General features: G+C 53.2%; 23 protein-coding genes, 1 pseudogene and 1 riboswitch. Of the genes and pseudogenes, 10 read left to right on the top strand and 14 right to left on the bottom strand.

Translation table 11 applies throughout. From position 1 onward, the window contains the following. Positions 1–139: 139 nt before the first annotated feature. Together FMM01_RS08345 and FMM01_RS08340 are read right to left on the bottom strand one after the other, a co-directional pair. On the bottom strand, positions 140–763 hold the full coding sequence (locus FMM01_RS08345) for a hypothetical protein (RefSeq protein WP_150392194.1): 624 nt from the start codon (positions 761–763) through the stop codon (positions 140–142). 63 nt (positions 764–826) lie between these two features. Continuing rightward, entirely contained in the window at positions 827–2,170 is a 1,344-nt protein-coding gene (locus FMM01_RS08340) for a hypothetical protein (RefSeq protein ID WP_150392193.1), read from the bottom strand. Positions 2,171–2,287: 117 nt separating this feature from the next. On the opposite strand from FMM01_RS08340, the gene FMM01_RS08335 reads away from it, so the two are divergent. Further along, on the top strand, positions 2,288–3,271 hold the full coding sequence (locus FMM01_RS08335; protein WP_027829718.1) for an ROK family protein: 984 nt from the start codon (positions 2,288–2,290) through the stop codon (positions 3,269–3,271). Positions 3,272–4,002: 731 nt separating this feature from the next. Here FMM01_RS08335 and pyk read toward each other — a convergent pair. From pyk to FMM01_RS08320, 3 genes are all read right to left on the bottom strand, one after another. Continuing rightward, the gene (gene pyk / locus FMM01_RS08330) at positions 4,003–5,436 is read right to left on the bottom strand and encodes a pyruvate kinase (RefSeq protein ID WP_027829717.1); all 1,434 of its coding nucleotides are present in this window, start codon (positions 5,434–5,436) and stop codon (positions 4,003–4,005) included. A 483-nt stretch (positions 5,437–5,919) separates the two neighbouring features. Then, the gene (locus FMM01_RS08325) at positions 5,920–6,165 is read right to left on the bottom strand and encodes a P8 family protein (protein WP_035441415.1); all 246 of its coding nucleotides are present in this window, start codon (positions 6,163–6,165) and stop codon (positions 5,920–5,922) included. A gap of 109 nt (positions 6,166–6,274) precedes the next feature. Then, a complete protein-coding gene (locus FMM01_RS08320; RefSeq protein WP_150392191.1) occupies positions 6,275–7,276 on the bottom strand; it encodes a matrixin family metalloprotease in 1,002 nt (333 codons plus the stop codon). A 220-nt stretch (positions 7,277–7,496) separates the two neighbouring features. Here FMM01_RS08320 and FMM01_RS08315 point away from each other — a divergent pair, with 220 nt between their 5' ends. From FMM01_RS08315 to FMM01_RS08305, 3 genes are all read left to right on the top strand, one after another. After that, entirely contained in the window at positions 7,497–9,269 is a 1,773-nt protein-coding gene (locus FMM01_RS08315; protein WP_150392190.1) for an ABC transporter ATP-binding protein, read from the top strand. Continuing rightward, positions 9,253–11,148, top strand: coding sequence for an ABC transporter ATP-binding protein (locus FMM01_RS08310; RefSeq protein ID WP_223850054.1), 1,896 nt, complete (start codon positions 9,253–9,255; stop codon positions 11,146–11,148). The genes FMM01_RS08315 and FMM01_RS08310 overlap by 17 nt, the downstream gene beginning before the upstream one ends. A 176-nt stretch (positions 11,149–11,324) precedes the next feature. Continuing rightward, entirely contained in the window at positions 11,325–12,719 is a 1,395-nt protein-coding gene (locus FMM01_RS08305) for a zinc ribbon domain-containing protein (protein ID WP_150392188.1), read from the top strand. Between the two features lie 71 nt (positions 12,720–12,790). Here the strand turns inward: FMM01_RS08305 and FMM01_RS08300 are convergent, their stop codons facing one another. Beyond that, complete coding sequence (locus FMM01_RS08300; RefSeq protein WP_150392187.1) at positions 12,791–13,276, bottom strand: DUF805 domain-containing protein; 486 nt, start codon at positions 13,274–13,276, stop codon at positions 12,791–12,793. 135 nt (positions 13,277–13,411) lie between these two features. On the opposite strand from FMM01_RS08300, the gene FMM01_RS08295 reads away from it, so the two are divergent. Then, positions 13,412–14,278, top strand: a complete 867-nt coding sequence (locus tag FMM01_RS08295) for a helix-turn-helix domain-containing protein (RefSeq protein ID WP_150392186.1) — start codon at positions 13,412–13,414, stop codon at positions 14,276–14,278. On the opposite strand, the gene FMM01_RS08290 is transcribed toward FMM01_RS08295, so the two are convergent. Both FMM01_RS08290 and FMM01_RS08285 read right to left on the bottom strand, forming a co-directional pair. After that, positions 14,252–15,472 carry a hypothetical protein gene (locus FMM01_RS08290; RefSeq protein WP_150392185.1) on the bottom strand — a complete coding sequence of 407 codons (1,221 nt, stop codon included), beginning with the start codon at positions 15,470–15,472 and terminating at the stop codon, positions 14,252–14,254. The genes FMM01_RS08295 and FMM01_RS08290 overlap by 27 nt on opposite strands. A 118-nt stretch (positions 15,473–15,590) precedes the next feature. After that, complete coding sequence (locus FMM01_RS08285; protein WP_190973486.1) at positions 15,591–17,216, bottom strand: ATP-binding cassette domain-containing protein; 1,626 nt, start codon at positions 17,214–17,216, stop codon at positions 15,591–15,593. 402 nt (positions 17,217–17,618) lie between these two features. Between FMM01_RS08285 and FMM01_RS08280 the strand changes: the two genes are divergently transcribed. The 3 genes from FMM01_RS08280 (at position 17,619) to FMM01_RS08270 (ending at position 19,894) form a co-directional block, all read left to right on the top strand. Next, positions 17,619–18,527, top strand: a complete 909-nt coding sequence (locus FMM01_RS08280) for an alpha/beta hydrolase (RefSeq protein WP_223850026.1) — start codon at positions 17,619–17,621, stop codon at positions 18,525–18,527. A 62-nt stretch (positions 18,528–18,589) separates the two neighbouring features. Then, a riboswitch (TPP riboswitch) is annotated at positions 18,590–18,685 on the top strand. Positions 18,686–18,733: 48 nt separating this feature from the next. Next, on the top strand, positions 18,734–19,336 hold the full coding sequence (gene thiT, locus FMM01_RS08275) for an energy-coupled thiamine transporter ThiT (protein WP_150392183.1): 603 nt from the start codon (positions 18,734–18,736) through the stop codon (positions 19,334–19,336). A 246-nt stretch (positions 19,337–19,582) separates the two neighbouring features. Next, a complete protein-coding gene (locus FMM01_RS08270; RefSeq protein WP_150392182.1) occupies positions 19,583–19,894 on the top strand; it encodes a hypothetical protein in 312 nt (103 codons plus the stop codon). A 406-nt stretch (positions 19,895–20,300) separates the two neighbouring features. On the opposite strand, the gene FMM01_RS08265 is transcribed toward FMM01_RS08270, so the two are convergent. Further along, entirely contained in the window at positions 20,301–21,710 is a 1,410-nt protein-coding gene (locus tag FMM01_RS08265; RefSeq protein ID WP_035441410.1) for an MFS transporter, read from the bottom strand. Between the two features lie 142 nt (positions 21,711–21,852). On the opposite strand from FMM01_RS08265, the gene FMM01_RS08260 reads away from it, so the two are divergent. After that, positions 21,853–22,047, top strand: a complete 195-nt coding sequence (locus FMM01_RS08260; protein WP_150392181.1) for an ROK family protein — start codon at positions 21,853–21,855, stop codon at positions 22,045–22,047. 80 nt (positions 22,048–22,127) lie between these two features. Here FMM01_RS08260 and tnpC read toward each other — a convergent pair whose 3' ends face one another. The 3 genes from tnpC to FMM01_RS08245 all read right to left on the bottom strand — a co-directional run bounded on the left by tnpC (position 22,128) and on the right by FMM01_RS08245 (position 24,313). Then, entirely contained in the window at positions 22,128–23,684 is a 1,557-nt protein-coding gene (gene tnpC / locus FMM01_RS08255; RefSeq protein ID WP_150391513.1) for an IS66 family transposase, read from the bottom strand. Positions 23,685–23,784: 100 nt separating this feature from the next. After that, the gene (gene tnpB, locus FMM01_RS08250; RefSeq protein WP_057824131.1) at positions 23,785–24,144 is read right to left on the bottom strand and encodes an IS66 family insertion sequence element accessory protein TnpB; all 360 of its coding nucleotides are present in this window, start codon (positions 24,142–24,144) and stop codon (positions 23,785–23,787) included. After that, positions 24,119–24,313: a hypothetical protein gene (locus FMM01_RS08245; protein ID WP_150391512.1), complete on the bottom strand. Its 195-nt coding sequence runs from the start codon at positions 24,311–24,313 to the stop codon at positions 24,119–24,121. The genes tnpB and FMM01_RS08245 overlap by 26 nt, the downstream gene beginning before the upstream one ends. Before the next feature lie 59 nt (positions 24,314–24,372). Here FMM01_RS08245 and FMM01_RS08240 point away from each other — a divergent pair. Then, a pseudogene (locus FMM01_RS08240) lies at positions 24,373–25,110 on the top strand (ROK family protein); the annotation flags it as partial. Here FMM01_RS08240 and FMM01_RS08235 read toward each other — a convergent pair. Both FMM01_RS08235 and FMM01_RS08230 read right to left on the bottom strand, forming a co-directional pair. Next, positions 25,107–25,367, bottom strand: coding sequence for a hypothetical protein (locus tag FMM01_RS08235; protein ID WP_027829702.1), 261 nt, complete (start codon positions 25,365–25,367; stop codon positions 25,107–25,109). The pseudogene FMM01_RS08240 and the gene FMM01_RS08235 overlap by 4 nt on opposite strands. Positions 25,368–25,387: 20 nt before the next feature. Beyond that, positions 25,388–26,392, bottom strand: a complete 1,005-nt coding sequence (locus tag FMM01_RS08230) for a sodium:calcium antiporter (protein ID WP_150392180.1) — start codon at positions 26,390–26,392, stop codon at positions 25,388–25,390. Positions 26,393–26,454: the final 62 nt, after the last annotated feature.

The raw sequence follows: 26,454 nt of genomic DNA, 5'->3' as shown, positions 1-26,454 counted from the left end.
TCAGATAAAACCGAACGATGACAAAATTGAAATGGTATATTCCACATCTTTTGCCATAAAAAAATTCCGAACGATGGGTGTCGTTCGGAATTGAAGGGCGAATATTGTTTTTTAACTGGTTTTCTTGACGGCTGACCGACTAATTACGGGCGATCTCATAATCCCCAGCGTCCGGATCCCGGACAGTGACCGGGATCCGGACCAGCGTGCGGACTTGATCGGCCGGCGTGGTGAGAATATTATCCAGATACACCGTCCGGTAGCCGTCCTGGGCCCGGGTCATCCCGTGGCCCTGCATGAAGTCCGTCAAAGTGGTGAAGACTGAGCTGGCCTCGGTAACGGGGCCCTTTTGCAGCAGCTGTACTTCCACCCCTTCTTCAGTGCGGCGATATGCCACTTGCCGGGCCGCCGCTGTGAGCGGACCAGCGGCGGCCTGCGCCGCGGTCAGCAGCTCCGGGACGGTGAAATTGGGCTGCTTGATCAGCATTGTGTACGCGCCGTGGGGGGTCCGGTACACACTCAGCGGATAGGGGACATAATCCCGGAACCAGTCGATCAATTTGCTGTGCCGCGCCTGTTCCTTGATGCCCGCCGCGAAGGCGTACATTGCGGCCGCCGCATCCTTGAACTCCGGATTGGCCAGCTGCGCTTCACCGGTGCCTTGGAACATTAAGTAATTCCGTTCTGTCAGTATTACCAGCGACGGCGTGTCTCCCAAGTTGTACTCAGTTTGTTCGTCAATGCGATAATCGAATTGGGCCATGATGATCCCTGCTTTCCTTTTTCTGCCGGTCATTATAAACAGAAATGCAGAAAAAGGGTTAGCTTATGCTTGGGGAAATGGACTGATGATGTCGTGGTAGCGGGCAAACCCTAATTTGCCGCCTTTTTCGGTGGCAATGGCAGTCAAGGGGGCAGTCATTTCCGGCAGCTCGGGCAAGCGGCCGTCTTCCCAGGCACTGAGCCGCTCCACTGCCGTTAACAGGCGCTGCTTCAGCGCGCCGAAGCGGTTATCCACGACCTCCCAGCCGATGGGCGAGCGCTCCACCAGCCACAGGGTCTGGCGGGCATCATGCAGTTTATCCAGGCGGCGGGCCAGCGCTTGCAGCTCGGCGATCACCCCGGTCATTTCGTCCCGGTCACCGGCCCGATAGGCGTCCTGAATGGCGCCCAGCAGGTGGGCTTTGTGACTGAGAAAGCGGGCCAGTTGCTGATAATAAGCATACAGCGGCCGGGTGGTTTGGGTCGTGACCGCCCCGCCAAGTTTCTCTGCCAGCACCCGATAGTGCTTCTCGGCATCCACGCCGCTGAAGTTCGCCCAGAGCCGCGGGGTCAGCCAGTCCATGTAGAGCAGCAGTTTGCTAGGATTGGCGCCTTGGATGTTCGTCTTGCCCCGGCGCTTGAAGTTGTCGAATTGATCCAGGGCATAGAAACCATCCCAGTCTTCGTGCTGCATGAGCCAGAATTGCGCGGCCAGCCAGTCTTTGGTTAATTCTGGCGCATAGGCCGCTTCCGCCACAGCCTGTAAGCCAAGCATCATCGCCCGGGTCGGTGTCTCGCCGCCATCGGTGAAAGCGGCGGCAGCCCATAGTTCAGTGGGGCGGGTCAAAGCCGCCGCTTGGGCCGCGGCGACCATGACGCCCTGGTTGGGAGCCAGGCCCTGATCCATATGCAGAGAAATGGCGCCAGCCGGTGCTTTGTCCGGTACAGCGGTCAATATTGTCTGGGCAATATGCAAAATTTGGGCATCTGTATTTAACTGATCACTGTCCAGCAGCGTATTCGGACCGGTGATCACAGTCAAGGCGGTGTAACCCAGCATCGCCAAGCGCTGCAGCAACGCCTGACCCTCGCGGGTGGTTAATTGCGCATTGTGGCGAATATCCAATAATAGACCCACAGTCGCGGCGGTTGGCGTCTCCTGGTAGCTGAAATGCCGTTCGTTTTGCGCGTGGGCGATCCACTCGGTCAGCCCGCGCAGCGCCGCGGCACCGCCGGGATACCCGATGGTCCCGGCGGTGTCTGCCCGAGTCACGGTCAAGGTCCCGGCGGTTGGGGCCAGGGTCACAGTCAACTCAGCATCCGCGGTCACCGTGATGTCCCACCGCGGGGCCAATAGATCAATAGCGGGGCGCAACGAATCGGGGAGCCCCGTGATGTTCAATTCCATTTGCTGTCGCCTCCTACATTAATTATACCGTAGGCCTCGTATTTCTTGCAGGAACATGCTACATTACGAGTGGGATAATTGCGCATCGATGAACAAATTCAAATGTGGAGGTTGGCAATGATGGGTAATGCAATTTTTGCCGGGATTGACTTGGGCGGGACCAACGCCAAGGTCGCTTTGTTCGATGATCAGCTGCATCAAATTGGTGAGAAACGGGCACCCAGTCGGGCGACCGAGAGCGCCGATATTATTTTGGAAAACTTAGCCGCGTTATTAACGGGGCTGCTGAAAGAAACCGGGACGGACCCCGAGGATCTGATGGCCCTGGGAATCGGGGTGCCGGGACTGATGGATGTTCAGGCCGGGATTTCCCATTATCTGGCCAACTTCCCCCAATGGCGGGATGTGCCGGTGGTGCAATGGTTTGAAAACCGCCTGCATATTCCGGTCGTTTTGGACAACGATGTGCGGATGAATACGTACGGCGAATGGTCGGAAGGGGCCGCCAAGGGCGTCCAGAATGCCATCCTGTTAACCTTGGGTACGGGTGTCGGCGCTGGTATTATTCTGGAAGGTAAAATGCTTTACGGCACCACCGATAGTGCGGGGGAGTTGGGACACATGTCAATCAACGCGAATGGCCGCCCGTGCAACTGCGGCAACATCGGCTGCTGGGAACGCTACGTGTCCGCCACGGGTCTGATTCAAACGACCCAGGAAGCCATTGCTAAAGCCCCGACTAGTGTGCTGGCGGAGTGGCAGGCTGAGGGACAGCCGCTAACCGGTAAAATGGTTTCGCTGGCTTACGACGAAGGGGACGCCGTCGCCCATGAAGTGATGAATCAAACCGGCGAATGGCTTGGCGTTGGCCTGGTATCGATTATCAACGTCTTCAACCCGGAGCGGATCATCATCGGCGGGGGGATGGCCGCTGCCGGGAAACGAATTATGACACCTGCCCAAAAGTACATTGACGCACATGCCCTGGCCCAGCCGCTGGCTGCCGCCAAAATCGTACCCGCGGCCTTAGGCGATCGAGCGGGTATGGTCGGGGCTGCCGTCCGCGGCCGGGCTAAATGGGCTAAAAATAACGCCTCGTGACGCACCACACAGGCTTTTGCCTTTGAGAAATCGCAAGATAAACGTCACAAATCCTTCACATTTTCCAGCTACCATAACAGAGTCGAAAGGTTAATTCCTTTCCCCCAAACATTCTTTTCATGATTTTTCTTCTTTCCATTTTCCGCCATCCATGGACTATCCTCTCCCCAGGTGGTCCGGCAGAAAAGCGAATACCGCAGCGACCTCCCCTCGTTGCGGTATTTTTGTGCAGAGAGGGCGGAGGCCGACGGTCAGAAGCGGCGGCAGAAGGACACCCCGGCACAAAACCCGCACTTAGGTTTTTTGCCGGGGTGTCCTTCTGCCATAGCTTCTGTCGGCCATAGCTTCTGTCGGCCGGAGCCCGTTTAGGAGGAGGACGCCTACTTTAGACACTAAAACCAGTACAAACAAAAACGGGCAGACACACCGCGATTTTCCACGGCCATCCGCCCATTTCCAGACCAACACTCACACCCCAGGGAATCCCGGGAAGAAGTAGCCAACGAGTGCCCGTAAAACAATACCAGCCAACAGACCGGCAATGAAAATCAAAGTGTACTTCCCAATGCTCTTGGACCTAGTCATCAGCACTCACTCCTTAATTTCAACGTGTACCAATATCCATAATAATAGAATAGCATGGTTCAACCTTTTTTGCAAACGCTTACAGTGTATCCAAAACAAAAAGCCGCCCCAGCAGGCGGCTTCCAAACATCACAGGATCAGTCGACTTAATCCTCGCCGATTTCCCGAACATACATATTATTCGTATGGTGCGACTTGCCAAACGGAATACCCAGCGTGATCACCATGCGGTCACCCTTTTCCAGCAAGCCTTCGCTCACGGCAACCTTTTCCGCCGTTGCATAGATCTCATTGATGTTCTCCGTATCGTCAATGACGATCGGGGTCGTGCCCCAGGAGAGGATCAAGGAATCAGCGACTTCATTGGTGAAGGTCAAGGCAATGATCGGAATATTGGGGCGGAAGCGGGCAATACTCCGGGCCGTAAAGCCATTGGCGGTAACGGCCACGATGACTTTGGCGCCAACCCGCTCGGCCGCGGAAACGACTGAGTAGCCCAGCGTATCCGTAATGCTGTCATTGGCGTTGAACGCGTCCATGATCACAGAGTGCTGCGGCAGATCCTCATCAGTGGCTTCGTCGATCCGGGCCATGGCCGCGACAGACCCAACTGGGTACTTGCCGTTGGCACTTTCGCCGGACAGCATCGTCGCGTCGGTACCGTCATAGATGGAGTTGGCGACGTCAGCGACTTCAGCCCGCGTCGGCCGCGGATTTTCTTGCATTGAGTTCAGCATCTGCGTCGCCGTGATAACCGGCTTGTGGGCCATGTTCGCCTTGCGGATCAGGGATTTCTGTACTTGCGGAACCATTTCGAAGGGAATCTCGACACCCATGTCGCCCCGGGCCACCATCAAGCCATCGGAAACGGCCAGAATGGCATCGGCATTGTTAATGCCTTCTTGGGATTCGATCTTCGGGATGATCATGACATGCGGATTCGGACCAGCATCAACCAAGTCCCGGATATCTTGCACATCACTGGGTTTGCGGACGAAGGAAGCAGAAATGTAGTTGAAGCCTTGTTGCAAGCCCCAAGTAATATCGTCCCGGTCTTTTTCAGTCAGCCCCGGCAGGTTGATCTCAACGCCAGGGGCGTTGACACCCTTTTTACCGCCCAAATCGCCAGCGTTTTCGACAACGGTAACCAGTTCGCGCTTGCTGTCGTCCTTTTCCAGAATCTTCATATCCAGCAAGCCATCGTCGAAGAGGACGTGGCCGCCGACATGAACGTCATCGTACAGGCCGGCATAGCTGACCCCGATTAATTCCTTGCTGGTCCAAATGCTGGCGTCCATGCCGATACGGACCTTGTCGCCAACGTTAAAGTGGATCTTGCCGTCTTCTTTAACATCGGAGCTGCGGATTTCCGCACCTTTGGTGTCCAGCATCAAACCGATCCGCTTGCCGGTGATTTGCATGGCTTCGTGGGCCTTCTTAAACCGGCCGAGTTGTTCCTCGTGATCGCCGTGGGAGAAGTTGAAACGGAAAATATCCGCGCCAGCCTTGATCAGCTGCACCATAATGTCCGTAGTATTGGCGGCCGGACCGACCGTGGAAACGATTTTAGTTCTACGCATTGTTTGCTTACCCTCCAGAATTGATGAAAAATTTGGTCATTGATACACAAGGCTTATTATAGGGGAAAACGGTTACTAGGACAAGAGAGGGCAGTGGGCGAAGCCGACCGGGTAGAAGATCAGGATGACTGGAACACAATTGAAAGTGGTGTAAGCGAATCTAGTGTTAAGTGCGTAGCAAGCGGAGGCAAAATGGGCTCAGTGGTGGAAACCACACGACGGCTTTGCCGTCGATGTGGTTAGGCGACTTGGAGACCGCGCAGCGGGCTCCAAGCGCCGTCACCACTAGCTACGCCTTCGGCTTCGCACTTGCTGCGCGTCGCCAGCCCAATTTTGCCGGAGCTTGCGGAGCACTTGGCACGGCGTTCCAAGAAAGAGTTTTATTTTGCTCCCCAATCTCGAGACAATAAAAAACCGAGGCGTTCAGTTCGCCTCGGTCTCCATAATCAGCGTTGTTGGCGCCTCTGCAGTGCAGATTGCCGATTACTTCTTGAGAAGTTTCTCAGCCAATGCCTTAACGTCATCGTCGGACATGTCCAATGTAGGCTCCATGTCTTTCTCAGTCTTGTCAGTGCTGTGATTGTTCTTCTCCATGTAGTAGTCCCAAAGAGCATCACGGATTGGAAGCTTACTATCGCTCCAGTCGAACTCTTCGTTCATCTTCTTGTCCAACATGATGGTCATTTCGATGTCCTTAGGATCGCCCGCTGTACCGTCTTCAACTGCCATAATCCATACCTCCATTAATTAGTTACTTGCTACAAATACCATTGTAATGCATCGGGACCATTTCAGCACGAAAAAAAGCTCGAAATGCGTTATTTTCCGAAAACTAGGCTTAATCGTTGCCGAGAATACTGCGTAAATCGTCGTTATGGGCCGTACTTTGGCCGCCCTGATTGAAAGCAAACGGGAAATACTTTTCCAAATGATAATTAACTGCCAGGGTATGCAAGGTATCTTCTGCGCCATGGATGGTCGCGTCACTGACATCCTCGTTATATTTAAGACGCTGGACATACTCCTTGGCATTGGCCAAAGTGGCGTCGTCGGTTTCGCCCTGTTTACTGATACGGGAAATCGTTTGGGTGAGCACATCCACTAAGGGCTGCCGGGCATTTTGCACCGGGTCATCCAAATGAGTTAACCCGCTGCTGGTGAGCGGCTGCTGGCCGGCGATCGCGGTGTACGCCTGATCTGTGCCCCCCTGGGCCTTCACTTTGCTGATTCGGGCCAGGGCGGCGGTTAACGCGTCCCGATCGTATTGCGACACTTGGCGTACTTGGCCGGAGGCGATTTGCGACGGCGACATCACGTCGTTATAGCTCTGCGGCGCATGGGCCAGCCCCAGGGCATGACCGAATTCGTGGATGAAGATGTTGATCACATCCGTGTCGCTGGTATTGTTTTTTTGCGCCGTGGTATTCAGCAGGATCTTATGGCCGTTGCTGGCCAGCCCAGAGAAGGACAGGTACTTGCTTTGCACCGGTGCCAGGTAAACGTCCGCTGCTGCTTGGGTGGTTTGGGGGACGATAATCGTGCGGCCCGCGGCCTTGTTCCACCACGCCGCGGCGCTGGCCGCTTCGGTTTGGTATTTCGGCAACGCTTGCGCATTATAGACGATTTGGCCGTTCTCATCCGCCAGCCACCAGCTTTCCAACGTCGACCAGCCCTTGGGGGCGCTGGCACTGGTGTTTTGCTGTTCAGAAATCAGTTGACTGACCCGGTGCACTTGATCGTAGGTTTGCCATTTGCGAATGCCGACCAGCAATAATAACACCAGGCCGGCCACAATGGCGAGTTGAAACAGAAATGTGATGAAACGCCACAGCACACGCATATTGCCACTATCCTTTCCACTCTCTGGCAACAGCTTACCGAGTTGGCTGATGAAAAGCAATTGATGAGCTTACAACGTGAACTTTCCTTTAAACTGCGTTACCATTAAATAGCGTGCATTACCCGCGATAGCCCTTTCATTCGCCGCTGGTGAATGGTGGTCGCAAGTCGATCTTGCGGCTTAGCAGGGCGCTATTTTTTTAGAAAGTGGAGGTTTCCCTGTGGTTAAAATACTACTGAAATCCGTGCGGGAGTATAAATGGATGTCTTTGCTCTCGCCGCTCCTCGTGACCATTGAAGTCATGCTGGAAACTTATATTCCTTTTATTATGGGAAACATCATCGATTACGGGATCACCCCTGGCAACCTGGGCTATATCAGTTCCTGGGGGATGGTCTTGGTGGGCTTGGCCGTGGTCTCCTTGATCGTCGGTGCCGGAGCCAGCTGGTTCTCCAGCCATGCTGCGGCCGGTTTTGCCCAGAACCTGCGGCATGATGAATTCGCTCAGGTGCAGAAGTTCTCGTTTGCCAATATCGAGCATTTCTCCACAGCCAGCGTCGTGACTCGGTTAACGACTGATATCACCAACGTGCAGCAGGCCTACCAGATTTCAATCCGGATCGCCTTTCGGGCCCCGTTGATGTTCATCTTTTCGATGATCATGTCCTTCCGGGTGAGCCAGCAGATGGCCTTGATTTTTGCCATTGTCGTGCCCATCCTGGCAGTCGTTTTGTACCTCATCATTCATACGGCATATCCGCTGTTCAGCCATGTTTTCCGCCGGTATGATATTTTGAACCGGGTCGTGAACGAAAACTTGCGGGGTATTCGAGTGATCAAGACCTTTGACCGGCAAGAGGAAGAAATCAATAAGTTCAAGGATGCCAGCAACGGCATCTTCACGATTTTCTCCAAGGCCCAACGGCTGATGTCCCTGAACGCGCCGGTGATGACCTTCATGATCAACACCACGATGCTGATCGTTTCCTGGGTCGGGGCCCAAATGATTGTGGGCAAGTCCCTGGAGACGGGCCAGCTGGTCGCGCTGTTTTCTTACACCATGAGCATTCTGTTCAGTTTGATGATGCTGTCGAACATCATTACCATGCTGTCGGTGTCCCAAGCATCAGCCAACCGGATCGCGGCAGTGCTGCAAGAGAAGCCGTCCATTGTGGACCCGGCCAAGCCGGTGACCACGGTGAAAGACGGGTCAGTCACCTTCGATCACGTCTCCATGACCTATCTGCACGCTGAACATCCCAGTGTGGCTGATGTGTCCCTGCAGATCAAGCCTGGCGAATTTGTCGGGATCATTGGGGCGACCGGCTCCGGCAAGTCGACATTGGTCCAGCTGATTCCCCGGTTGTACGATGTCACCAAGGGCACCGTGCTGGTCGGTGATGTGGATGTGCGCAACTACGCCTTGCGGCCATTGCGGGATGCCGTGGCCATGGTGCTGCAGAACAATACGCTGTTTTCTGGTACGATTTATGAAAACCTGCGCTGGGGCGATCCCAATGCCACCGACGCTGAAGTGGAAAAGGCAGCTCAAATGGCCCAGGCGGACAGCTTCGTCCAAGAGATGCCTAAGAAATACGATACCTATATTGAGCAGGGCGGGAGCAACGTATCCGGCGGTCAGAATCAACGGCTGACCATTGCCCGGGCCTTGCTGAAGAAACCCAAGATCCTGATCTTGGATGATTCCACCAGTGCCGTAGATACCGAAACCGAAGGAAAGATCATGACCGCGCTCCGGACTGAATTGCCGGATATGACCAAGATCATGATTTCCCAGCGGATCACGTCCATTGCCCAGGCCGACCAGATCATCGTCATGGATGATGGCCAGATCAATGGCGTTGGCACCCACGAGGAACTGTTGAAGAGTAATGCCATTTATCGGGAATTGAATAATTCCCAGCAAAAGGATGTCCAAGATACGATCAAGGAAGGAGGGGACAGCAATGCGCCAGATGCGGGGAACAAGTAATAATAACCGAGGCCGGGCGCGTAAGCCGGAACATACCTGGCGCACGCTGGGCCGGCTGCTGCAATATACCTTTGCCAGTTCCCGGACCATGTGGGTGGTGTCGATCATCAGTATTATCGTTGCCGCTTTGTCCGCTTCTTTGGGGTCAAAGTTCATTCAGACTCTGATCGATAGTTACATCATGCCCCTGACTAAAGAAACGACGCCGAACTTTGCGCCGCTGATTCAAGCGATTGCCATCATGGCGGCGATTTATTACACCGGTGTGATCGGTACTGGCATTTTCACCCAGTTGCAAGTGATCATCGGCCAACGGGTGCAGAAGCAGATCCGGGATGAAATGTTTGAACACATGCAGTCCCTGCCCATGAGCTATTTCGACCGCAATGACGTCGGCGATATCATGAGCCGCTACACCAACGATGTGGATACGCTGATGCAGATGATTTCTCAAAGTATCCCAACATTCATTCAGTCGTTGTTCAACATGGTCTTCGTGCTGATCATGATGATTTTGATCAGCCCGCTGCTCACCTTATTGTCGCTGGTTGTTCTAGGACTGAGTATCATCTTTGTCCGGGTCTTGTTCTCCCAGTCGTCCCGGTACTTCTCCGCCCAACAGCAGGCACTGGGTACGGTGAACGGTTATGCGGAAGAAATCCTTAACGGCTTGAAGGTCGTCAAGGTTTTCTCCCACGAACAGGCGGTGCAGAAACAATTTGATACGTACAATTCTGGGCTGCGCAATGATTCCGCAAAGGCCAACGCTTACGCGACCATGGTCTTTCCCATCATGGGCAACATGTCCAACCTGCTGTATGTGCTGACCGCTGTGGTGGGGGGCACCTTGGCCGTCAATAACGTGATCACCTTGACCTTGGGCGGTCTGGCCGCTTTTCTGCAACTGAGCCGGGGCTTTACCCAGCCGGTTGCTCAGATCTCGCAGCAGGTCAATTCGATTATCATGGCCTTGGCCGGGGCAGAACGGATCTTCGGTCTGCTGGATGAAAAGCCGGAAAGCGATGACGGCAAAGTCACGCTGACGAATATGAAGAAAGACGCCGCCGGCAATCTCGTTCCGACCAAAGAACATACCGAGAACTGGGCCTGGCAAGTACCCGGCACGCCAGTAAAGCTAGTGCCCGTGCAAGGCGTTGTCGAGTTTAAAGATGTGAACTTCTCCTATTATCCTGGCGTCCAGATTCTGCACGACATCAACTTGACCGCCAAGGCTGGGGAGAAAGTCGCCTTTGTCGGGGCCACCGGGGCCGGGAAGACGACGATCACCTCGATGATCAACCGCTTCTACGATATTGATTCCGGTCAGATCACCTATGACGGGATTGATATTCGGGAGATTAAAAAGGCGGACCTGCGCCGGTCGCTGGCCATCGTTTTGCAAGAGACCAATTTGTTCACCGATACGATCATGAACAATATTCGGATGGGCAATCTGGATGCCACCGATGATGAAGTGATTGCCGCGGCCAAACTGGCCAATGCCGACGAATTCATCCAGGAATTACCCAAGGGTTATCAATCCACGATTGACGGAGACGGCAGCGACTTGTCCCAGGGCCAGCGGCAGCTACTGTCGATTGCCCGGGCCGCTGTGGCCGATCCGCCCGTGATGATCATGGACGAAGCCACCGCCAGTATCGATACGCGGACTGAACGCGCTGTCCAAGCTGGGATGGATAACCTGATGAAGGGCCGCACCACATTTGTTATCGCCCACCGCTTATCCACAATTTTCAACTCTGACCTGATCATTGTCTTGGATCACGGGAAGATCGTTGAACGGGGGAATCATGAACAATTAATGGCGCAACACGGCGAGTATTATCAATTGTATACAGGCTCGCTGGTACTTGAATAAGTTTCATTTGGCTGAAACGGGTCAAGAATTCGCATTGCGCGGGTCCTTGGTCTGTTTTTTTATTTTCTCCTGGGGGGAACGGTTGTCACCGTTGTATTTGTCCGTGCAATACCGGTATAATTGAGCTAGACTAGATTTTGAAGCGTAATCGTAGATAAGGGAGTAGGTGTTGAACGGTGGAGTATTGTCCAAATTGTGGCTACCCTGTGAGCTCACAACAGAACTTTTGCCAAAATTGCGGTTATCCGTTAACGGAACGGGCCCGGCAAATGGTCATGGGGGTGGCCCAGTTAAAGTTGTTGCAGCCGATTCAAGGGGATGGCCAACAGGGGGACCAATCCGCGACTGCAATCCGGACCAGTGAGCGCACAGTACCACAAAATGGGACCTTGGGTTTGACGGCGGATACGCCGGCAGAGCCCAGTCCGGTGCAACCGGAGGAGCCGACTTTCTCCAGTCAGCCGACCTGGGACCAAGGCCAAGGGCAGCCCGCGGCTAATCAGGCAGCCGCTGATCAATACGATCAGGCTCCGGTTTATCCCGGGTTCACACCGCAACCGGCCCAGCCGGAACCAGCCAGTGCGCCCCAGGATCAACCGTGGCAGCAGCCGCAGGGATCCGGGGCCCCGGCTGATTTCGCTGGTCAGAATAATTCCTATGCGGCCCCGCAGCAGAACGCTAACTATTACGGCACGCCCAGCGGCAATGCGTATGCTTCGGTGAATGACCAAGTGCCGCCGCAGCAACCGGATTACGGTGCGCAGCAGCCCGCCTACGGGTCAGCCGCACCAACGGATACCGATCCTTACGGCAGCAGCACCGGGGCCAATTATCAAAGCGCTCCGCAGCAGCCGCAGGCCCAGCCGGCAGACGCCTATCAAGCACCGAATCAGGGGCAAGATGGACCATATCAGCAAGCACCTGATCAATACGGCCAAGCTGCCCAGCCGCAGGCACCGCAGTATGATACGGCCAACAACTACGCCGCTGATACTGCTTCCGCTGCCCCAGACAGTGCATCCGCGGCCAGCAGCTACGACCCGATCAATAATGACTACGGTGCCGCACCGACTGATCAGACTGACCAAGATCAGGATCAGTACGCGGTCGACGATGAGGCGGCTGAGCCCAAAGAGAAGTTCCATATCGGCGTGACTGATATCTTAGGCGCCATCTTCTCCTTCGTGGTGATGCTCGGAGTTTATATTCCAGGCTACTTCTCTAATACTGCCAGCTTGGTCGACTTCAGCAATGGCACCTCACTGCTGAGCAAGATGCAGTTGACATCACCCGCCGCGCTGCGCTACCTGCTCTTAGTGGTCGCCGCCATTGGCCCGCTGATTTTTATTGTCTTCAGTTTCTGGAAGCGCCGCTCGTCACCGCTCATCCGGTTCGGGGCGGGGGTCTTCAGCGTCATCGGCTACGCGTTCCTGTTCGTGCTGATGTTTGCTAAGGGCGCCATTACCACGGTGCAAATTCAATCCACCGGGTTTGCATTGATTGGGTATATCTCCCTGGCTTGCCTGTTGGGCGAGTTTATCATTGGGCTGGTTGACCTGATGCGGTCTTAACGCGGTCATGCTAATACAAAAACACACCTGCCGAATATTTTCAGCGGGTGTGTTTTTGTGTTGCCTGTTAATTACTCAGTCGGTGCACTCGGCTTGCAAATGATATACAGATCAAGCATTGATGCAATTAGAATCACAATCAAGACGATGCCGTTGCGACGGAAGATTTGACTGGCATTGACGACATAAGGGACGATGCCCAGTAAAACGCCCCACCACGTGGAGAGGCCGACATCGTGAAAGCGGCGTACGATCAGGGCCATCATGGGAACAACGGCCATGACAAAAGCAATGATGAAGATACCCGTCCAGATTGGTGCATTGTGCCAGGCTTCGGGAACCATTACTAACCACAGATTGCCGGTAGTGGTATCTGCATTGCCGCCTGCCCATGCAAATAGCATTGTGGGAATAGTCATAATGAGCAAAGCGCCCAGTACTGACCACCAATACTCCGAGAGGCTGCTCCTACCGCTGTAATCAAACGCTCTGGTGTAGAAAAGCTTCATGGCTTGGATAAAATTGACAGGTTGCGTTTTGTTTTGGGTGGTCATCATGTTAAAAGCACTCCTTTCAACAGAATCACCGATTTAAGTCTCACCAATCATTGAAATTGTAACGTATAGGTCTTCCAACGCTTGGTTGTATTGATGACAAAAACAAGTATCCTATAGCATAAGGGGGGAAGTTTGATGATCGATCAGCTTGCTAAGCGCTATGGCCAGATATTTCACGAAATCAGAGTGCGCCGCTGCCTAACGATTGATCAGGTACGCGGCGGGTTGGACGCCAGTACCGTGTCCCGGTTTGAACGCGGCCTGGCGATGATTTCCACGGCTAATCTAATTGCCCTCCTGCATTCAGCGGGGATGAGCGGCACCGAATTTTTCAATATCGTTGGTGCCTTACAACCCACGGTGATTGAACGATTGATGGACGATATTCAGCTGGCCGATCGGCGGGCGGATCGGCCAGCTCTGCAAGAGGCTGTGCAGGTGCTTAAGCAAAATACGGAGGGGAGCATTCCGGCTCAAATCTTGGTTATGGTGGTCAATGGGGCAATCACGCGGATCACTGTGCCGGAGTATCAGTTTGCAGCCACTGACCAGGATCGGATTGCAGATTATCTGACAGAAGAGCCGACTTGGTTCAAACTGGAATATTTTATTTTCAACCAAGCCGTACCGTCGCTTTCGGCGGCTTTGAACCTGCGCTTGTACCGGAATATGATGCGTTCTTTTGCGGCCAATCGATTGCCGGATTACACCGGCTTGGTGGGCTCGTCGCTGGCTAAGCTGGCAGTGGTTTGGCTCCGTCAGGGGGATTGGAATACGACGTACCGGATGATCCATGATGCCAAACAGTATCTGGCGGGAGCCAACAGTGTGCTGATCACTTACCGGGCCCAATTGATTGAACTGGCAGCCAACTATCTAGACGCTCGGGATGGAGATTATTTGCTAGCTATTAAAACCAAGCTGGCTTTCTTTCAAACCGTTGATCCAGCGATCTACCAGGCCGATTTGCGCTGGCTACGCTTGTTGCAGGTACCGGTGTGAGGCAGTCCGCCAAAACTGGTGGAATTGCTGGCTGATGATGGGCAGCAAAACGATGATCAACAGAGCCAGACACCACCAGCTCAAATTGAGCAGCGCACTTTGCGGCTGTAACGCGTCGCTATCCGCGGTTTTCTGCAAGATACCGGTAATCGTCTCGTTGATTCGGAAATAGGTAAGCGGAAAATTTGGAATTGCCGGCATCACTTGGGTGATCCCCACTACCAGCAACAGGCCCACCGTCGTCAGCCAGCTATTCCGGAATAACTGAGCGAAGACCATGTTCAGCAAAGTGAGAAAAAGGATCAGCAAAATGATTAAGCCGAATGCTTGGAACAGATAACTGCGCAGCGGCATAAAGCTTTCGGCGAGGCCCAGGCCCTCAGGGTTGGAGAAGCCGAACACAGGATACCGCAAGTCGCCCCAGCCGGCGCCGAGTCCAATCCCGAGCGTAACCAGTCCTAGGGGTAACAGAACAATCTGAGCAAACGTATAGAAGATGATACTAAATTGGTTTCCCAGTTGTGCCAACGTCCGTTGTCCTTGCAACAGCAGCCAATCGCTGTGGGCTTTCTTATTGGCCAGCTCTTTAGCCCATTGCCGGCCCGTCAGTAGAATACCCACCAAAAATAGCAGGATGACACTATTGGCGCGAATCAAGTACCAGAGGTAATACCAGCCCTGCAAATAGTAGTGGGGATTATCGCGCAGCACCATCTGAGTGTCCTGGGTACTCAGCCCGTCCAAATCACCAGTACTCGTTTCAATATCCAAGCTGTCCGGGTATATTGGTGTGATTTTTTGGCGCCGCATGTATTGAAATTGGCTATAGGTGCGCGCCATGCTGTTCAATAACACGTTATTCATAGTTTCAATATTTGCGTACAGGCGAATACCGAACCCTGGCAACACAGTTGTTTGATTCTTTTTAGATAAGTTAATGGCGAGCGAATCCATGTACCACTGGTGATAGGCAGTGGGTGATTTTTTAAAAGAAATCAGTTCGGCACGCCCCATTTGTTTATTTCCGACATACTGTTTGTCCAGCCTTTGCGTATAATTTTGCAGAAACTGCGTCTGAGCCTGGCGTTGCTGCCAAAAGCCAACGCTTAACCCAATTGCCAACAGTAAGACAACTGGCCAGACCAAGGGCCGTTTGCGCAGTTCAAAACGTAGCGCATATCCCCATCTTTTCATGTTTGTTTCCTCCTTACAGGCAGTGATCAATCCCACCACTTATGTTCAGTATGCCAGAAAAAGCAGCTTACAGGGCGTAAGTTGCTTTTGCGCAAACAAGTAAATTGAATAGAATATGCTAAGCGGGAACGAATTCGGTGCTGTCAATCACCCGGTCCACCTGTTGGGCAATGGTCGGCCGCAGGTGGTGGGTGACCATGACCACGGTTAAGTGCGGGTCAGTGACGATCATTTCTTCAATGGCCTGGGCCGATAGCGGATCCAGAGAAGCCGTACTTTCATCCATAAAAACAATTTGTCGGCCTTGGAGCAATCCCCGGGCGAGCACGATCCGCTGCTTCTGACCGCCGGAGAGATTATGGCCGTCTTTTTCCACCATTGTGGTCAAACCGCCGGGCAGATCAGCCACCATCTTGGCCAGGCCAACCCGTTGGATGACGGTTGCCACCGCCGTATCAGAATAAGGTTCGCCCATGGTCAAATTGTTTTTCAACGTATCGTTGAACATAAACGGTGTCTGGTCCAAATAGGTAACCTGCGCGATTAGGCTGTCCGGGAGAATTTGCCGGTAATTTGTCGTGTCGTACAGCAGAGTGCCGGTGTAATTTGTCAGGTTGCCGATGAGCAGGTTCAGAACAGTCGATTTACCGCTGCCGGAAGGGCCGATTAGGGCATACTTTTTGTTTTTAGCCACCGTTAGGGAGAAGTTTTGCAGGATTGGCTGACTCTCTTCGCTATAAGCGAAGGTAATATCATGCATCTGCAGGGCCGTGGTGAACGGAGCGATTTTTTCTAACCCTGCCGTGTCCCGCACCGGTACCTGATCGAACTTATTGAAAATGGGAATAATGCTCTTCATGTCCATATAGGAGGACATGACACTGGTCAGACCGGAGAAAATTAGACCGGCAAAATTCATGCTGGCATTCACCGTGCCCACAGGGACCAGGTGCTGCCATACCAAGTAGCCGGTGAGCAGTAGAACGAGGTTTTGGCAAATCGCACTCGTACCCCAAATCGTCGCATTCGTAATGCCGTACATTTTTTGCCAGGAATTGACGTGGACCGCCACGTCGTTGGAGGCGGCCACCGTCCGCTTGACCAGGAGTTTGCGCAGGCTCAGTAAATTCAAAGCATCAAAGCCGCTCAGCACATCTGAGATACGGCCCATCAACCGTTCATTGGCGTGGGTCATCGCTAGTGAATGGGCCTGTAAAGACGTGTCGAACGCCTTGGGGACCAGATACACGACCACGGCCAAAACCAATACTGCGATGCTCAGGGAATAGTGGTATGCCGTGAGGGCTGCCGCGGCAAAGATGACGGAAAAGGAAGACTCGACAATTTCCAAGGCATCGTAGAATCCGTTGACCCCAATGGTGTGGACATCATTCGTCAGCCAAGAGGCATAGACTGCCGGTGATTGGCTGTGAAAGACTTCGTAGCTGGTATTGCTCAGCCGAGCGGTGATGTCTCGGCGAATAGCGGTATTCATCAGTTGCCGGCAACGCGAAAACTGATATTGCTGCACGCCCATTAGACCGCAGTACAGGGCATAGGCCGCGGTCATAAGCCCCACCCAGAGAAAAAATTTAGGAAACTGGCCGGCTACCAGTGCCGTCAAGGCATTGGCGCTGCCAATCCCGTTGGCGGTCTGCATCACCGCCATGAATAGTACGATGATCACTAATAATGAATTTGGTCCCTTAAATTCCCAGAGATAGTGCCGTAAATGCTTATCCATGCTGATCATCCTCTCGTTTATCTTTTGTTTGCGGAAACCAAAAAAGCCGTCAACTGTGCGTCGGCAGCTGCGGCTCAAAAAATAAACGATGGATGATAGGCACCACAAAAAGCAGGTGCCTTAATCCCACTTACTCAGAGGATTAGGCTGCCGATTCAATTTTCTGGCGTGCATCGGCAAAGAACACCAATGCAAAACGAGAGAAAATCTTTTCGCGCAGCATCATGGGACAACCCTCCTCTGATTTATGATGGCCTAAAGATACCACCAACAATGATAAAAGGCAATATGAAAATTAAAAATAGTTGTGAAGGCCCTGTGAGCACGCGCCTGTCCCGATTTCAAGCTGTTTTACCGCCATTATGCTATAGTAGATAGGTCAATATTCGAGGAGGAAAGATTTTGGAACGCGAAACAATCACCGACCTAGGGGCGGTTTTGGCCGGCTTCATTGCCGGCGCGGGGTTGCTGCCGGTGTTTACCCGGTTTTCGAAACGGCGGGCGGCATCGCAGAAGGTGGAGGCTCAGGCTCAGCAGCGGTTGGATCTGCCGGCCAACGATGGCAATTTTTCAGTCAAACAAATTCCCACATTATACGTCCACGGATTCCGCGGCGGCGCCCATTCGACCCAGCAGATGGTGGAATCGGCGGCCAAAGCGACCCGCCAGGACAGCTGGCTGCAGGTCACTTACGAGGGCGGCGGCAAGATGTCCTACGCGGGGAATTGGACCAACGACCCGCATCCCATCGTGCAGGTGGTCTTTAAGGATAACTGGGTCGGTACCCGGTTTATTTCGCGTTATTTAGAAAAAGTCCTGCCCGCCCTGCAAGAACGCTACGGCTTCACCCAATACAATGCGGTGGGCCATTCAGTTGGTGCCACAGCGCTGGTGTTTGCCGAAATGCGGAATTACGATAATCCGAAGTTTCCCAAGCTGAATAAGCTGGTCCTGGTGGGCGGTCCCTTTGATGGCGTCGTTGCGTTGGGCGATCTGCCGAATTTCAACCGCTTCACGTGGAGCGGCCGACCGATTTTGATGAACCCGACTTATTTAGAAATGCTCTTGAGCCGCAATCGGTTCCCAAAAGATGCCAAGGTGTTAAATGTGTTCGGCAACCTGAACAATGGGACGAATACGGACAAGTACATCACCGTGATCTCAGCCAAATCGATTCGGTATATTTTGGCGCCCATCGTTAAGTCCTTCAGTGAAATCGAAGTTCGCGGCTTGCCGGGGGAACACAGCATGCTCCATGATGACTCGCTGGTGCTGAATAAGATTAATAAGTTTTTGTACGGTCAGCCGTAATCTGAAGGGCCTTGCCAAGCAATCCAGTTATGGTATGATAGCTTTTGAAAAACTAAATGAGAAACCACACAAGGGGGAGCCATCTGGCTGAGAACGAGTAATCGGACCCTTCGAACCTGTTCGTTAATGCGAGCGTAGGAATTGTGCGTGGTATTGAAAAATACCTCCTTTGTGCTTGGAAACTCAAACATTAGGGAGGCTTTTTTATGTTGAAGAAGAAGATTACCCTCGGCGGTTTGATCGAGGGCGCCATCATGGCCGCGCTGGCCATGGCGCTGAGTTATATTCCCCATAGTATCGGCGGGTTGGGGATTCAATTGCAGTGGGGCTTGCTGCCGTTGATTCTGGTTGCTGAGCGGCGGGGTTGGCAGGTGGGAACAATCGCCGGTTTGATTTGGGGCTTGCTGGATGCCATGCTCCGCGGCGGCAGCAATCTGTTGAACCCGCTCCAGATTATCATGGAATATCCGGTCGCGTTCGGTGTCCTCGGTCTGGCTGGCTTAGTGGCCCTGCCGCTGCGAGACGCTTTGAAGGACCGCAAGTTAGGCATGGCCGTGGGCTATATTTTCATTGGCGGCCTAATCGGCACCATTGCCAAGTATTTCTTCCACTTCATTGCTGGGGTCTTCTACTGGGGTCCTTATGCCCCCAAAGGCTGGAATGTGTGGCTGTTCAGCCTGTATGTTAACGGGATCAGTGCTGTTTTGGGATTGATTTACGTGGCGGTGGTCCTGGGCGTACTGGCCTCCATCGCACCGCAATTATTTGTGGTATCGAATCGGAATCGGCATATTGAAGAGGCTCATTAGTTAATTTAAACAAAGCAGATAATGCCCGCTGTGGTCAGTAATTTGGCTATGGTGGGCATTTTCTCTCTTGAATCTGGTATAGGCCGGTTCGAGAACATCACTTTTTTAATTTGCTTAGTACGGCAATATGCTGGTTTGCTGAATAAATCGCTTGCACAAAAGCAATTTAACGGCACTGACGATATTATTGACTATGCTGATAGTGTTGGGTGATTGGATAATCAGTTAAGAGAAAGGGTGGGCACCATGAAAGCTAAGATAATGACAGCATTGCTGGCGGTGGCGGCTGGATTAGGCATTACGGCGGCCATGCCCAGTACGACGGCCAGCGCGGATACCGCCGGTTCAGTGATCGTTTACGATGGAAATATTGACGGCGTCGTGCGGGTGTTCCAAGGCCAATTACCGCCCAAGACGATGACTTATCGGCAAACATGGGACGGCGGCCGGTATACGATCAGTGTGACGCTGCAAAGTTACCGTGAAGCTGGCGATGGTCAGTATATTGGAATTTATGCTGGTGAGCTGCATCGGTTGGGCGAGCGGCCGGCGGAGTGAGGGCCTGACAGCCTCCGCGTAAACGGGCTCCGGCCGACAGCGGCTAGGGCAGAAGGGTGAAGGACCAGTAAACCTAAGCGCGGGTTTTCTGGTCCTTCGCCCTTCTGCCTACGCCGCTAACCGTCGGCCTGCGCCCTCTGTACAAAAAGAAGCACCGTCGCCTGGTATCGGGTCGACGGTGCTTACTTTTTATTGTTCAACTGCCAGGGGGAGGCTGGTTGGCTGAACTGTTGGATAGGTTGTTGGGGGAGGAAAATCAACATGAAGAAAAAGTTTTGGTTGCTTGCTGTTGTTGGCAATCAAGTCGAGGACTTACATTAACTGCCTCGCTCTTGACATTTTCTATATTATCTGGAAATTGCGAAGAATTTGTGACGTTTAGGTGGCGTAATTTCGAAATGTGGTCTTATCTGGAATTCTTGACTTGGCCCTTCGGCAGCGTCAAGGCAATCAGCGCGCCACCGACACCAACCAGCGCGAAGATGAAGAACGTCCATTGGAAGCCGACGACTTGGCTGGGGATCTTCCCTAAACCGGCGTTTTGATTGGTAAACAGCGTCAGCAGGGCAGTCGCAATAGCGACGCCGGCGGAGCCGAACAACTGCCGAGCAGTGGTCGTGACGGCCGTGGCATGGGCGACCAGATCTTCCGGTAAATCATTGGCTCCCATGGTCACACTGGGCATCATGACGAAGGCGTTGCCGCTTTCGATGAAGGCGGCCATGATGATCGATAGGACCAGCAGGCGTTGGCTGGCGGCCCAAATCATCGCGGCCATACCGACGACGATCAGACTTTGGCCGATCAAAACCACCCATTTGCCGCCCATCCGGTCCAGCAAGCGGCCGCTGATCGGGTTGAGCAAAGCTAAGACAACAGCCGCTGGGACCATTGCGAGGCCAGAAACCAAGGCGGACGTGCCCAGCACGTTTTGATAATACAGCGGCATCAAGATCGTTGTGACGATCAGGGCAATGTATGAAATTCCGGTCAGAAAGACGGATTTCGTGTAAATACCACTGGTGAAGACCCGCAGATTCAACAACGGCTTATCCCGGTGCAGCTGGCGATAAATGAACCAGGCAATCGCCAGGACACTGGCCACCAGCAAACCGCCTAAAAGACCCCATTGTGGATCAGCGGAAACACTTTCGGTCAGCACGTATAGCACGCCGATAAAGCCCAAGCCCAATACCACGGACAAGCCGTCGATCTCACTGGGATACTGACCGACGACATCCTGAATCGCCCAGGGAGTCAGCAGCAAGACGATGGCCATGACCACCAGGAATAGGACGAAGAGTCCGCGCCAGCTGGTGAAATTCAAAACGACCCCCGACACGATGGGCCCGACTGCCAGGGCACTGCCCATGATCAAGCCCGCCAGCCCCATGACGCTGCCTCGGCCAGGGACGGGCGTGATGATCAGCAGAACAGTTTGGTACGATGGAAAAATAATACCGACGGCGACGGCCTCCAGCATGCGGCCCAAAACCAGGACCCAAAACGTTGGCGCCACGACGCAGAGCAGGGTGCCGGCACTGAATGTGAGCACGACACTGACAAATAATTTCTTGAATGGAATGTTATGTAATAGCCACGGACTCGTGGGAATTAACAAACACATGACCAGCATGAATCCAGTGGTGAGCCATTGGACCATGCTGGCCGGGATGGCGAATTCACGCATGAGCGTGGGGTACGCCGTAGATAAGGACGACTGACTGATGGACATGCCGAACGTGCCCAGCAATAGTGTGCCGATAAAAGCGGTACGCTGCCGGCCATTGGTCAGTTGGATATCGTGAGTTACCATGAAAATCACCTCGAAACTAGCATAAGCTATTTTCATGACCGTTTCAATAATGATTCTAAACTGGCACCGATTGCATTTTTCTGCAACCGGCTTCAGCATCTGCTAAACTGGAATGAGAATGGTTCAGAGAGGAAGAAACGATATGTCAGATCTCGTAGTCATTGATGTGGGCGGGACGTCGATCAAACACGGCGTACTGCATGATGATCAGCTGGTGAGTCAAGGCAGTGTGCCGACCCCTAAGGATTTAGCGGGGTATTATGCGGCCCTGACGGCCATCGTCCAGCAGGCCAAAGCAGACTATGCACCAGTGGGCGTGGGTATCAGCTCACCGTAAGAGGTCGTTAAACGGGCGTATATGAAAAAGTGGCGCAACCCTCTAACATAAGGATTGCGCCACTGCTGTACTCGAATTATTTATTCGTGGCAGATCTCCTGCACTTTCGGTGACCAGGGTAAATAGTCCTGTAGGACCGTCAAGTCCCCGGGCACCGGCAAATTAGGTAATGCCGCAAACAAATAGTTCAAGTATTGACGAAGGTCGAGGTGATTTATCTCTGCAGTTTTGAGCACACTTAATAAGATGCCCGTCGCTACGGCGCCGCGTTTGCTCTGTGAGAAGAGCCAATTTTTGCGGCCCATCACCAGCTCTTTGACGGCTCGTTCGGCCCGGTTATTGGATAACTCCAACCGGCCGTCTTGGAGAACCGCCCGTAATCCTACTTCATGGCCCAGTGCGTATTCAACTGCGCGACCAAGTTTGGATTTCGGTAAGTAACTGTCACCCAATTCAAACAACCATTTGAAGAAGGCATCCATCTGCGGCTGGAGGTGTTCTTTACGCTGCGCAAGTCGCTCAGTTGCGGGCAGGCCACGCCATCCCTGTTCCAAGTGGAACATCTCATTACAGTATTGCCGACCAATGGGTGCCAATCCGGTATCACCACCGGTAACCGCTTCGTCGAACTTCCGCCGGACGTGCGCCCAGCAATAAACATTGGTCAGATCCGGCAACCGGGGATACACAGCATAGCCATCGGTCTGCAGGTATTTCGTATATCCCTTAAGGAAGCGCTCAGCTTCGCCGTACCCGCGGGTGTCGCCGTGGTCATACAGGATAATTTGATGCTCCGCAAACTTGCCTGAGGTGTAAACCCAGTAATAGGTCTTGGCCTTCTTGATGGCGAGCACCCGGTAGGGCGTCTCATCGGCGTGAATGATATCCTGGGCCAGCAGTTCTTGATGCATCAAATTGTAGAGCGGCCGCAGATATTCTTCGGCTGCCTTGATAGGCCAACCAGACAGGGCTTGCCGGGTAAAATCTGCGCCACGATTATGCCAGAGCTTTTCTTGCCGGTAATCCGGCACTTTATAGATAAATTTGGTCAAGATTGATTCGGTCACGACCGCATTTGAAGCCATACTGTGGGAGATCACGGGCTTCGGTACGTCTGCTTTCTTGGTGATTACCTTACCGTGGTCTTGTAAACACTGCTCGTTAGTGCAGACGTAAGTGTGCTGGTAAACAGTGGTGGCCAACAACTTAACGGGGACAAAGTCGACCTCTTTACGTACGGCTGTCCGCCCAATATCGGCCATCATCTTCCCACATCCTGGGCAAATCTGATCTTCAGTGTCTAAAGTATAGTCGCGAGTGTTTTGTGGTAATTGACTCAGGTCCATCGATTTTCGGTGAACCACTTTCTTAGGGCGTTTCTTGACTGGCTCGTCTTCGCCACTCGCCTTGGCGACCGCTGCTTGTTCTTCCTGGGTGAGCACGTGTTCGTTGAAGAGGTTGGTTTGCCCATCGGGCAAATTTTGGCTGGATTCGCGGCGACGACCATAGAGAACACGTTTCAATACGGCCAGCTGCTCCTGCATCTGTTGGTTTTCGTGGAGTAAATTTTGGACGATAGTCCGTAATTGCTCGGGGGTGGCATCTGCGAGTGCAATGCTATTTTTTGGGTCGACCAATGTGTGGCCCTCCTGAATTATTGATTATTGGATTATATCATTTATAGATCATAAAAAGGAAGAGGTAATACCAAATTTCATTTGGCATCCTCTTCCACATTTAATTGGTATATCCGACCCTGCGGTCATGAATGGTACGCCTCTCAATAATACTTAGACCAGTGATCAATCGTTTTAACTGGTAATGGCTTAGTCGTTGTACGTCGGACCGGTTGCGGGGCCATTGCAGGTGGCCGTTCTCGAACCGCTTGTAATAGAGGACGAAGCCGCTGCGATCCCAGTAAAGGGCCTTGAACCGGTCCCGCTGACTGCCGCAAAATAGGAATAGTGAGTGGTCGTACGGGACTTCGTTCTCACCATAGAGTTCCCGCAGTGAGGCAGCTAAACCGTCAATTCCTTTGCGGAGGTCAGTCTTGCCACAGATGATGTAGATGTTAAGTTCTTGGATATTGGGGAACATTACCAGTCAACTCCTGTAAGACGATGTGCCGAGTGCTCCGATCAGCACCATTATAAAAAATCACTTCGGCATCTTTGAGCTTGATTCGAGCAGCTATCTGGGGCTTCCCACCAGTGCTGGGTGTCCGATCTGTCATTTGAACCGGCACAATATCTTTAATTTGAACCATAAAAAGCCTCCTTGTGCACTTGATGACTCAAGCATACAAGGAGGCTACGGCGCGAACCATATACCCGTTTAACGACCGCTTACAGCTCACCGGGGGCAGTGAATAAAAAAACTGGCGTCATTGAAGGCGCCAGTGCGATTCCGTATATTCATAATTTTCCGATTATTCCAGAATTGGAGAAGCACTTTGGCCTGCCCGTCAGTATGGAGAACGATGCCAATTGTGCCGCCTTGGCGGAACTGGCCAGCGGGGCCGGCGCAGGTACCAGCAATCTCTTATTCATTGTGATCGGGACCGGTATTGGCGGCAGCGTCATCGTCAATCATCAAGTAATCCACGGCCGCCATTTATTTGGCGGGGAATTCGGCTTCATGCTCATGGACAGTCACAATACGCTCAGTGATCTGGGCTCGCCGGTGCACATGGCAGAACGCTACACCGCCCGGAAAGCGGACGGCAAAACTTATGATGGCCAGGCCGTGTTTGCTTTGGCCCAACAGGGCGACGCCCTTGCTCAGGAAGAAGCCCGGACTTTCTACAAGGCACTGGCTACGGCAATTTTCAATCTCAGTTATGCCTTTGATCCGGATAAGGTGATTCTTGGCGGCGGCGTGTCCCAGGCTGATTGGCTGATTCCGACGCTGAAGCGGTATTTGCAGGATATTCTGGACGAAGTCAAAATCGCGCCCTGGATGCCGGAATTAGCCCTGGCCCATTACCGCAGCCAAGCCAACTTGATCGGTGCCGCAGTGGATTTCCGCCAGAGCCGGCCGGAAGGCGGACAATCAATCAGTTAGGGCATCACAAAAATATAGATCAGCGTTAATGCACCAACGACGGCCCCCAGTAAGGTGAGGACGAGCCGCCGTTGGTGTTTTTCTTTGCTCATGTACAACGTGTAGCAGATCGTGGTCAGAAACATCGCGATCAGGCCGGCCAATAAAATGGCAAAACCGCGGAACGCCGGGTTGGCAACGATAATGGCACTGACCAGACTGGCCACGCCGAATACGGCACTGACTGCGAACCAGCCAACGGCATGAGTGGATTCCATAGGTATGCTTTCTTCCCTTCTCATAATACAAAAATATAGGCAGCAACATACAGCCCGTAAACGACCACCAGGGCAATCCCTTCTTTGTTGTCGATCTCGTCCCGGGAGCCGTCAATGATGAACCATCCTACTAATAATAGGACCAACAGCAGCATGGGGAAAGTCACGAAGTAAAAAACTTTAGGCAAATATATGGTGGCTGGCGAAAAAGCGATCGTCAGGCCGTTTACCAGCAGCAGATTCATGACGTTGGCCCCGATGATGTTGCCCAGCGCCAGACCGCCAAAGCCGCCTTTGGCTGCGTAATAAGCCGTCACTAATTCTGGAAAGCTGGTGCCCAGCGCGACCACTGTAGCGGACACGATGGCGTCACTGATATGCAGCCGGCCAGCGATTTCCACGCTGGCATCAACCAGCGCATTGGCACTGATGGCAATGACCAGACCGGTGCCGATAATCCAGAGCAGGCGGACCCAGGTCGCTGTTTTTTTATCCGGCGGTGCCGGTACCGGCGTACTGGCTGTTTTCTTTTTATCCTGATTATTCTGGCGAATGATCAGGTACAAATAGGCGGGAATCAGCAGCAGGAAAACGATCCCGACCCAGCGGGGAATATATCCTCGGCCAGACATTAGGGTCAGACAGGCGGCAAAAATCAGCAGCAGGGATGCGGTGAGCAGCAGCTGCACCCGGGAGAGATTGTGCCGCGCGACCGGAATCGTCCCGGCAATAGCCCCGACGCCCAGCACAATACTCATGTTGGTGATGACGGAGCCGGTGGCGTTGCCCACGGAGAAGTCGGTCACGCCTTGAAAGATGGCGGACACAGCGATGGCCACTTCAGCCAGGGTGGTGCCTAACGCAACCACGGTGGCGCCGATGACGACGTCTGAGATGCCGGCATCCTGGGACAAGTGGATCGCGTGATCCACGAGAATATCCGCCGCCCGGGTGAGGAGAACGAGGGTCAAGAGAAAGATCGCAACGAGGCCCCACATGGGGAGGGTCGTGATGAATGCGGTCATAAAGGCACTCCTTTGTTATTTTCTTAACTTAATTGTACCATCCTGCCCGGGTATGGTGTGGT

The sequence above is a fragment of the Schleiferilactobacillus harbinensis genome (assembly GCF_008694105.1).
Lineage (GTDB): Bacteria > Bacillota > Bacilli > Lactobacillales > Lactobacillaceae > Schleiferilactobacillus > Schleiferilactobacillus harbinensis.
Note: the sequence above shows the minus strand (reverse complement) of the source record. Positions and strands in the feature narration are given on the sequence as shown.

What these genes read in the sequence shown, in the direction of transcription:
- FMM01_RS08290 (WP_150392185.1), bottom strand. Translation starts at nt 15,472, where the DNA reads ATGAAAAGATGGGGATATGCGCTACGTTTTGAACTGCGCAAACGGCCC.
- pyk (WP_027829717.1), bottom strand. Translation starts at nt 5,436, where the DNA reads ATGCGTAGAACTAAAATCGTTTCCACGGTCGGTCCGGCCGCCAATACT.
- FMM01_RS08345 (WP_150392194.1), bottom strand. Translation starts at nt 763, where the DNA reads ATGGCCCAATTCGATTATCGCATTGACGAACAAACTGAGTACAACTTG.
- FMM01_RS08235 (WP_027829702.1), bottom strand. Translation starts at nt 25,367, where the DNA reads ATGGAATCCACTCATGCCGTTGGCTGGTTCGCAGTCAGTGCCGTATTC.
- thiT (WP_150392183.1), top strand. Translation starts at nt 18,734, where the DNA reads ATGTTGAAGAAGAAGATTACCCTCGGCGGTTTGATCGAGGGCGCCATC.
- FMM01_RS08260 (WP_150392181.1), top strand. Translation starts at nt 21,853, where the DNA reads ATGTCAGATCTCGTAGTCATTGATGTGGGCGGGACGTCGATCAAACAC.
- FMM01_RS08335 (WP_027829718.1), top strand. Translation starts at nt 2,288, where the DNA reads ATGATGGGTAATGCAATTTTTGCCGGGATTGACTTGGGCGGGACCAAC.
- FMM01_RS08245 (WP_150391512.1), bottom strand. Translation starts at nt 24,313, where the DNA reads ATGGTTCAAATTAAAGATATTGTGCCGGTTCAAATGACAGATCGGACA.
- tnpB (WP_057824131.1), bottom strand. Translation starts at nt 24,144, where the DNA reads ATGTTCCCCAATATCCAAGAACTTAACATCTACATCATCTGTGGCAAG.
- FMM01_RS08340 (WP_150392193.1), bottom strand. Translation starts at nt 2,170, where the DNA reads ATGGAATTGAACATCACGGGGCTCCCCGATTCGTTGCGCCCCGCTATT.
- FMM01_RS08310 (WP_223850054.1), top strand. Translation starts at nt 9,253, where the DNA reads ATGCGGGGAACAAGTAATAATAACCGAGGCCGGGCGCGTAAGCCGGAA.
- FMM01_RS08230 (WP_150392180.1), bottom strand. Translation starts at nt 26,392, where the DNA reads ATGACCGCATTCATCACGACCCTCCCCATGTGGGGCCTCGTTGCGATC.
- FMM01_RS08285 (WP_190973486.1), bottom strand. Translation starts at nt 17,216, where the DNA reads ATGGATAAGCATTTACGGCACTATCTCTGGGAATTTAAGGGACCAAAT.
- FMM01_RS08270 (WP_150392182.1), top strand. Translation starts at nt 19,583, where the DNA reads ATGAAAGCTAAGATAATGACAGCATTGCTGGCGGTGGCGGCTGGATTA.
- FMM01_RS08265 (WP_035441410.1), bottom strand. Translation starts at nt 21,710, where the DNA reads ATGGTAACTCACGATATCCAACTGACCAATGGCCGGCAGCGTACCGCT.
- FMM01_RS08320 (WP_150392191.1), bottom strand. Translation starts at nt 7,276, where the DNA reads ATGCGTGTGCTGTGGCGTTTCATCACATTTCTGTTTCAACTCGCCATT.
- FMM01_RS08325 (WP_035441415.1), bottom strand. Translation starts at nt 6,165, where the DNA reads ATGGCAGTTGAAGACGGTACAGCGGGCGATCCTAAGGACATCGAAATG.
- FMM01_RS08295 (WP_150392186.1), top strand. Translation starts at nt 13,412, where the DNA reads ATGATCGATCAGCTTGCTAAGCGCTATGGCCAGATATTTCACGAAATC.
- FMM01_RS08300 (WP_150392187.1), bottom strand. Translation starts at nt 13,276, where the DNA reads ATGATGACCACCCAAAACAAAACGCAACCTGTCAATTTTATCCAAGCC.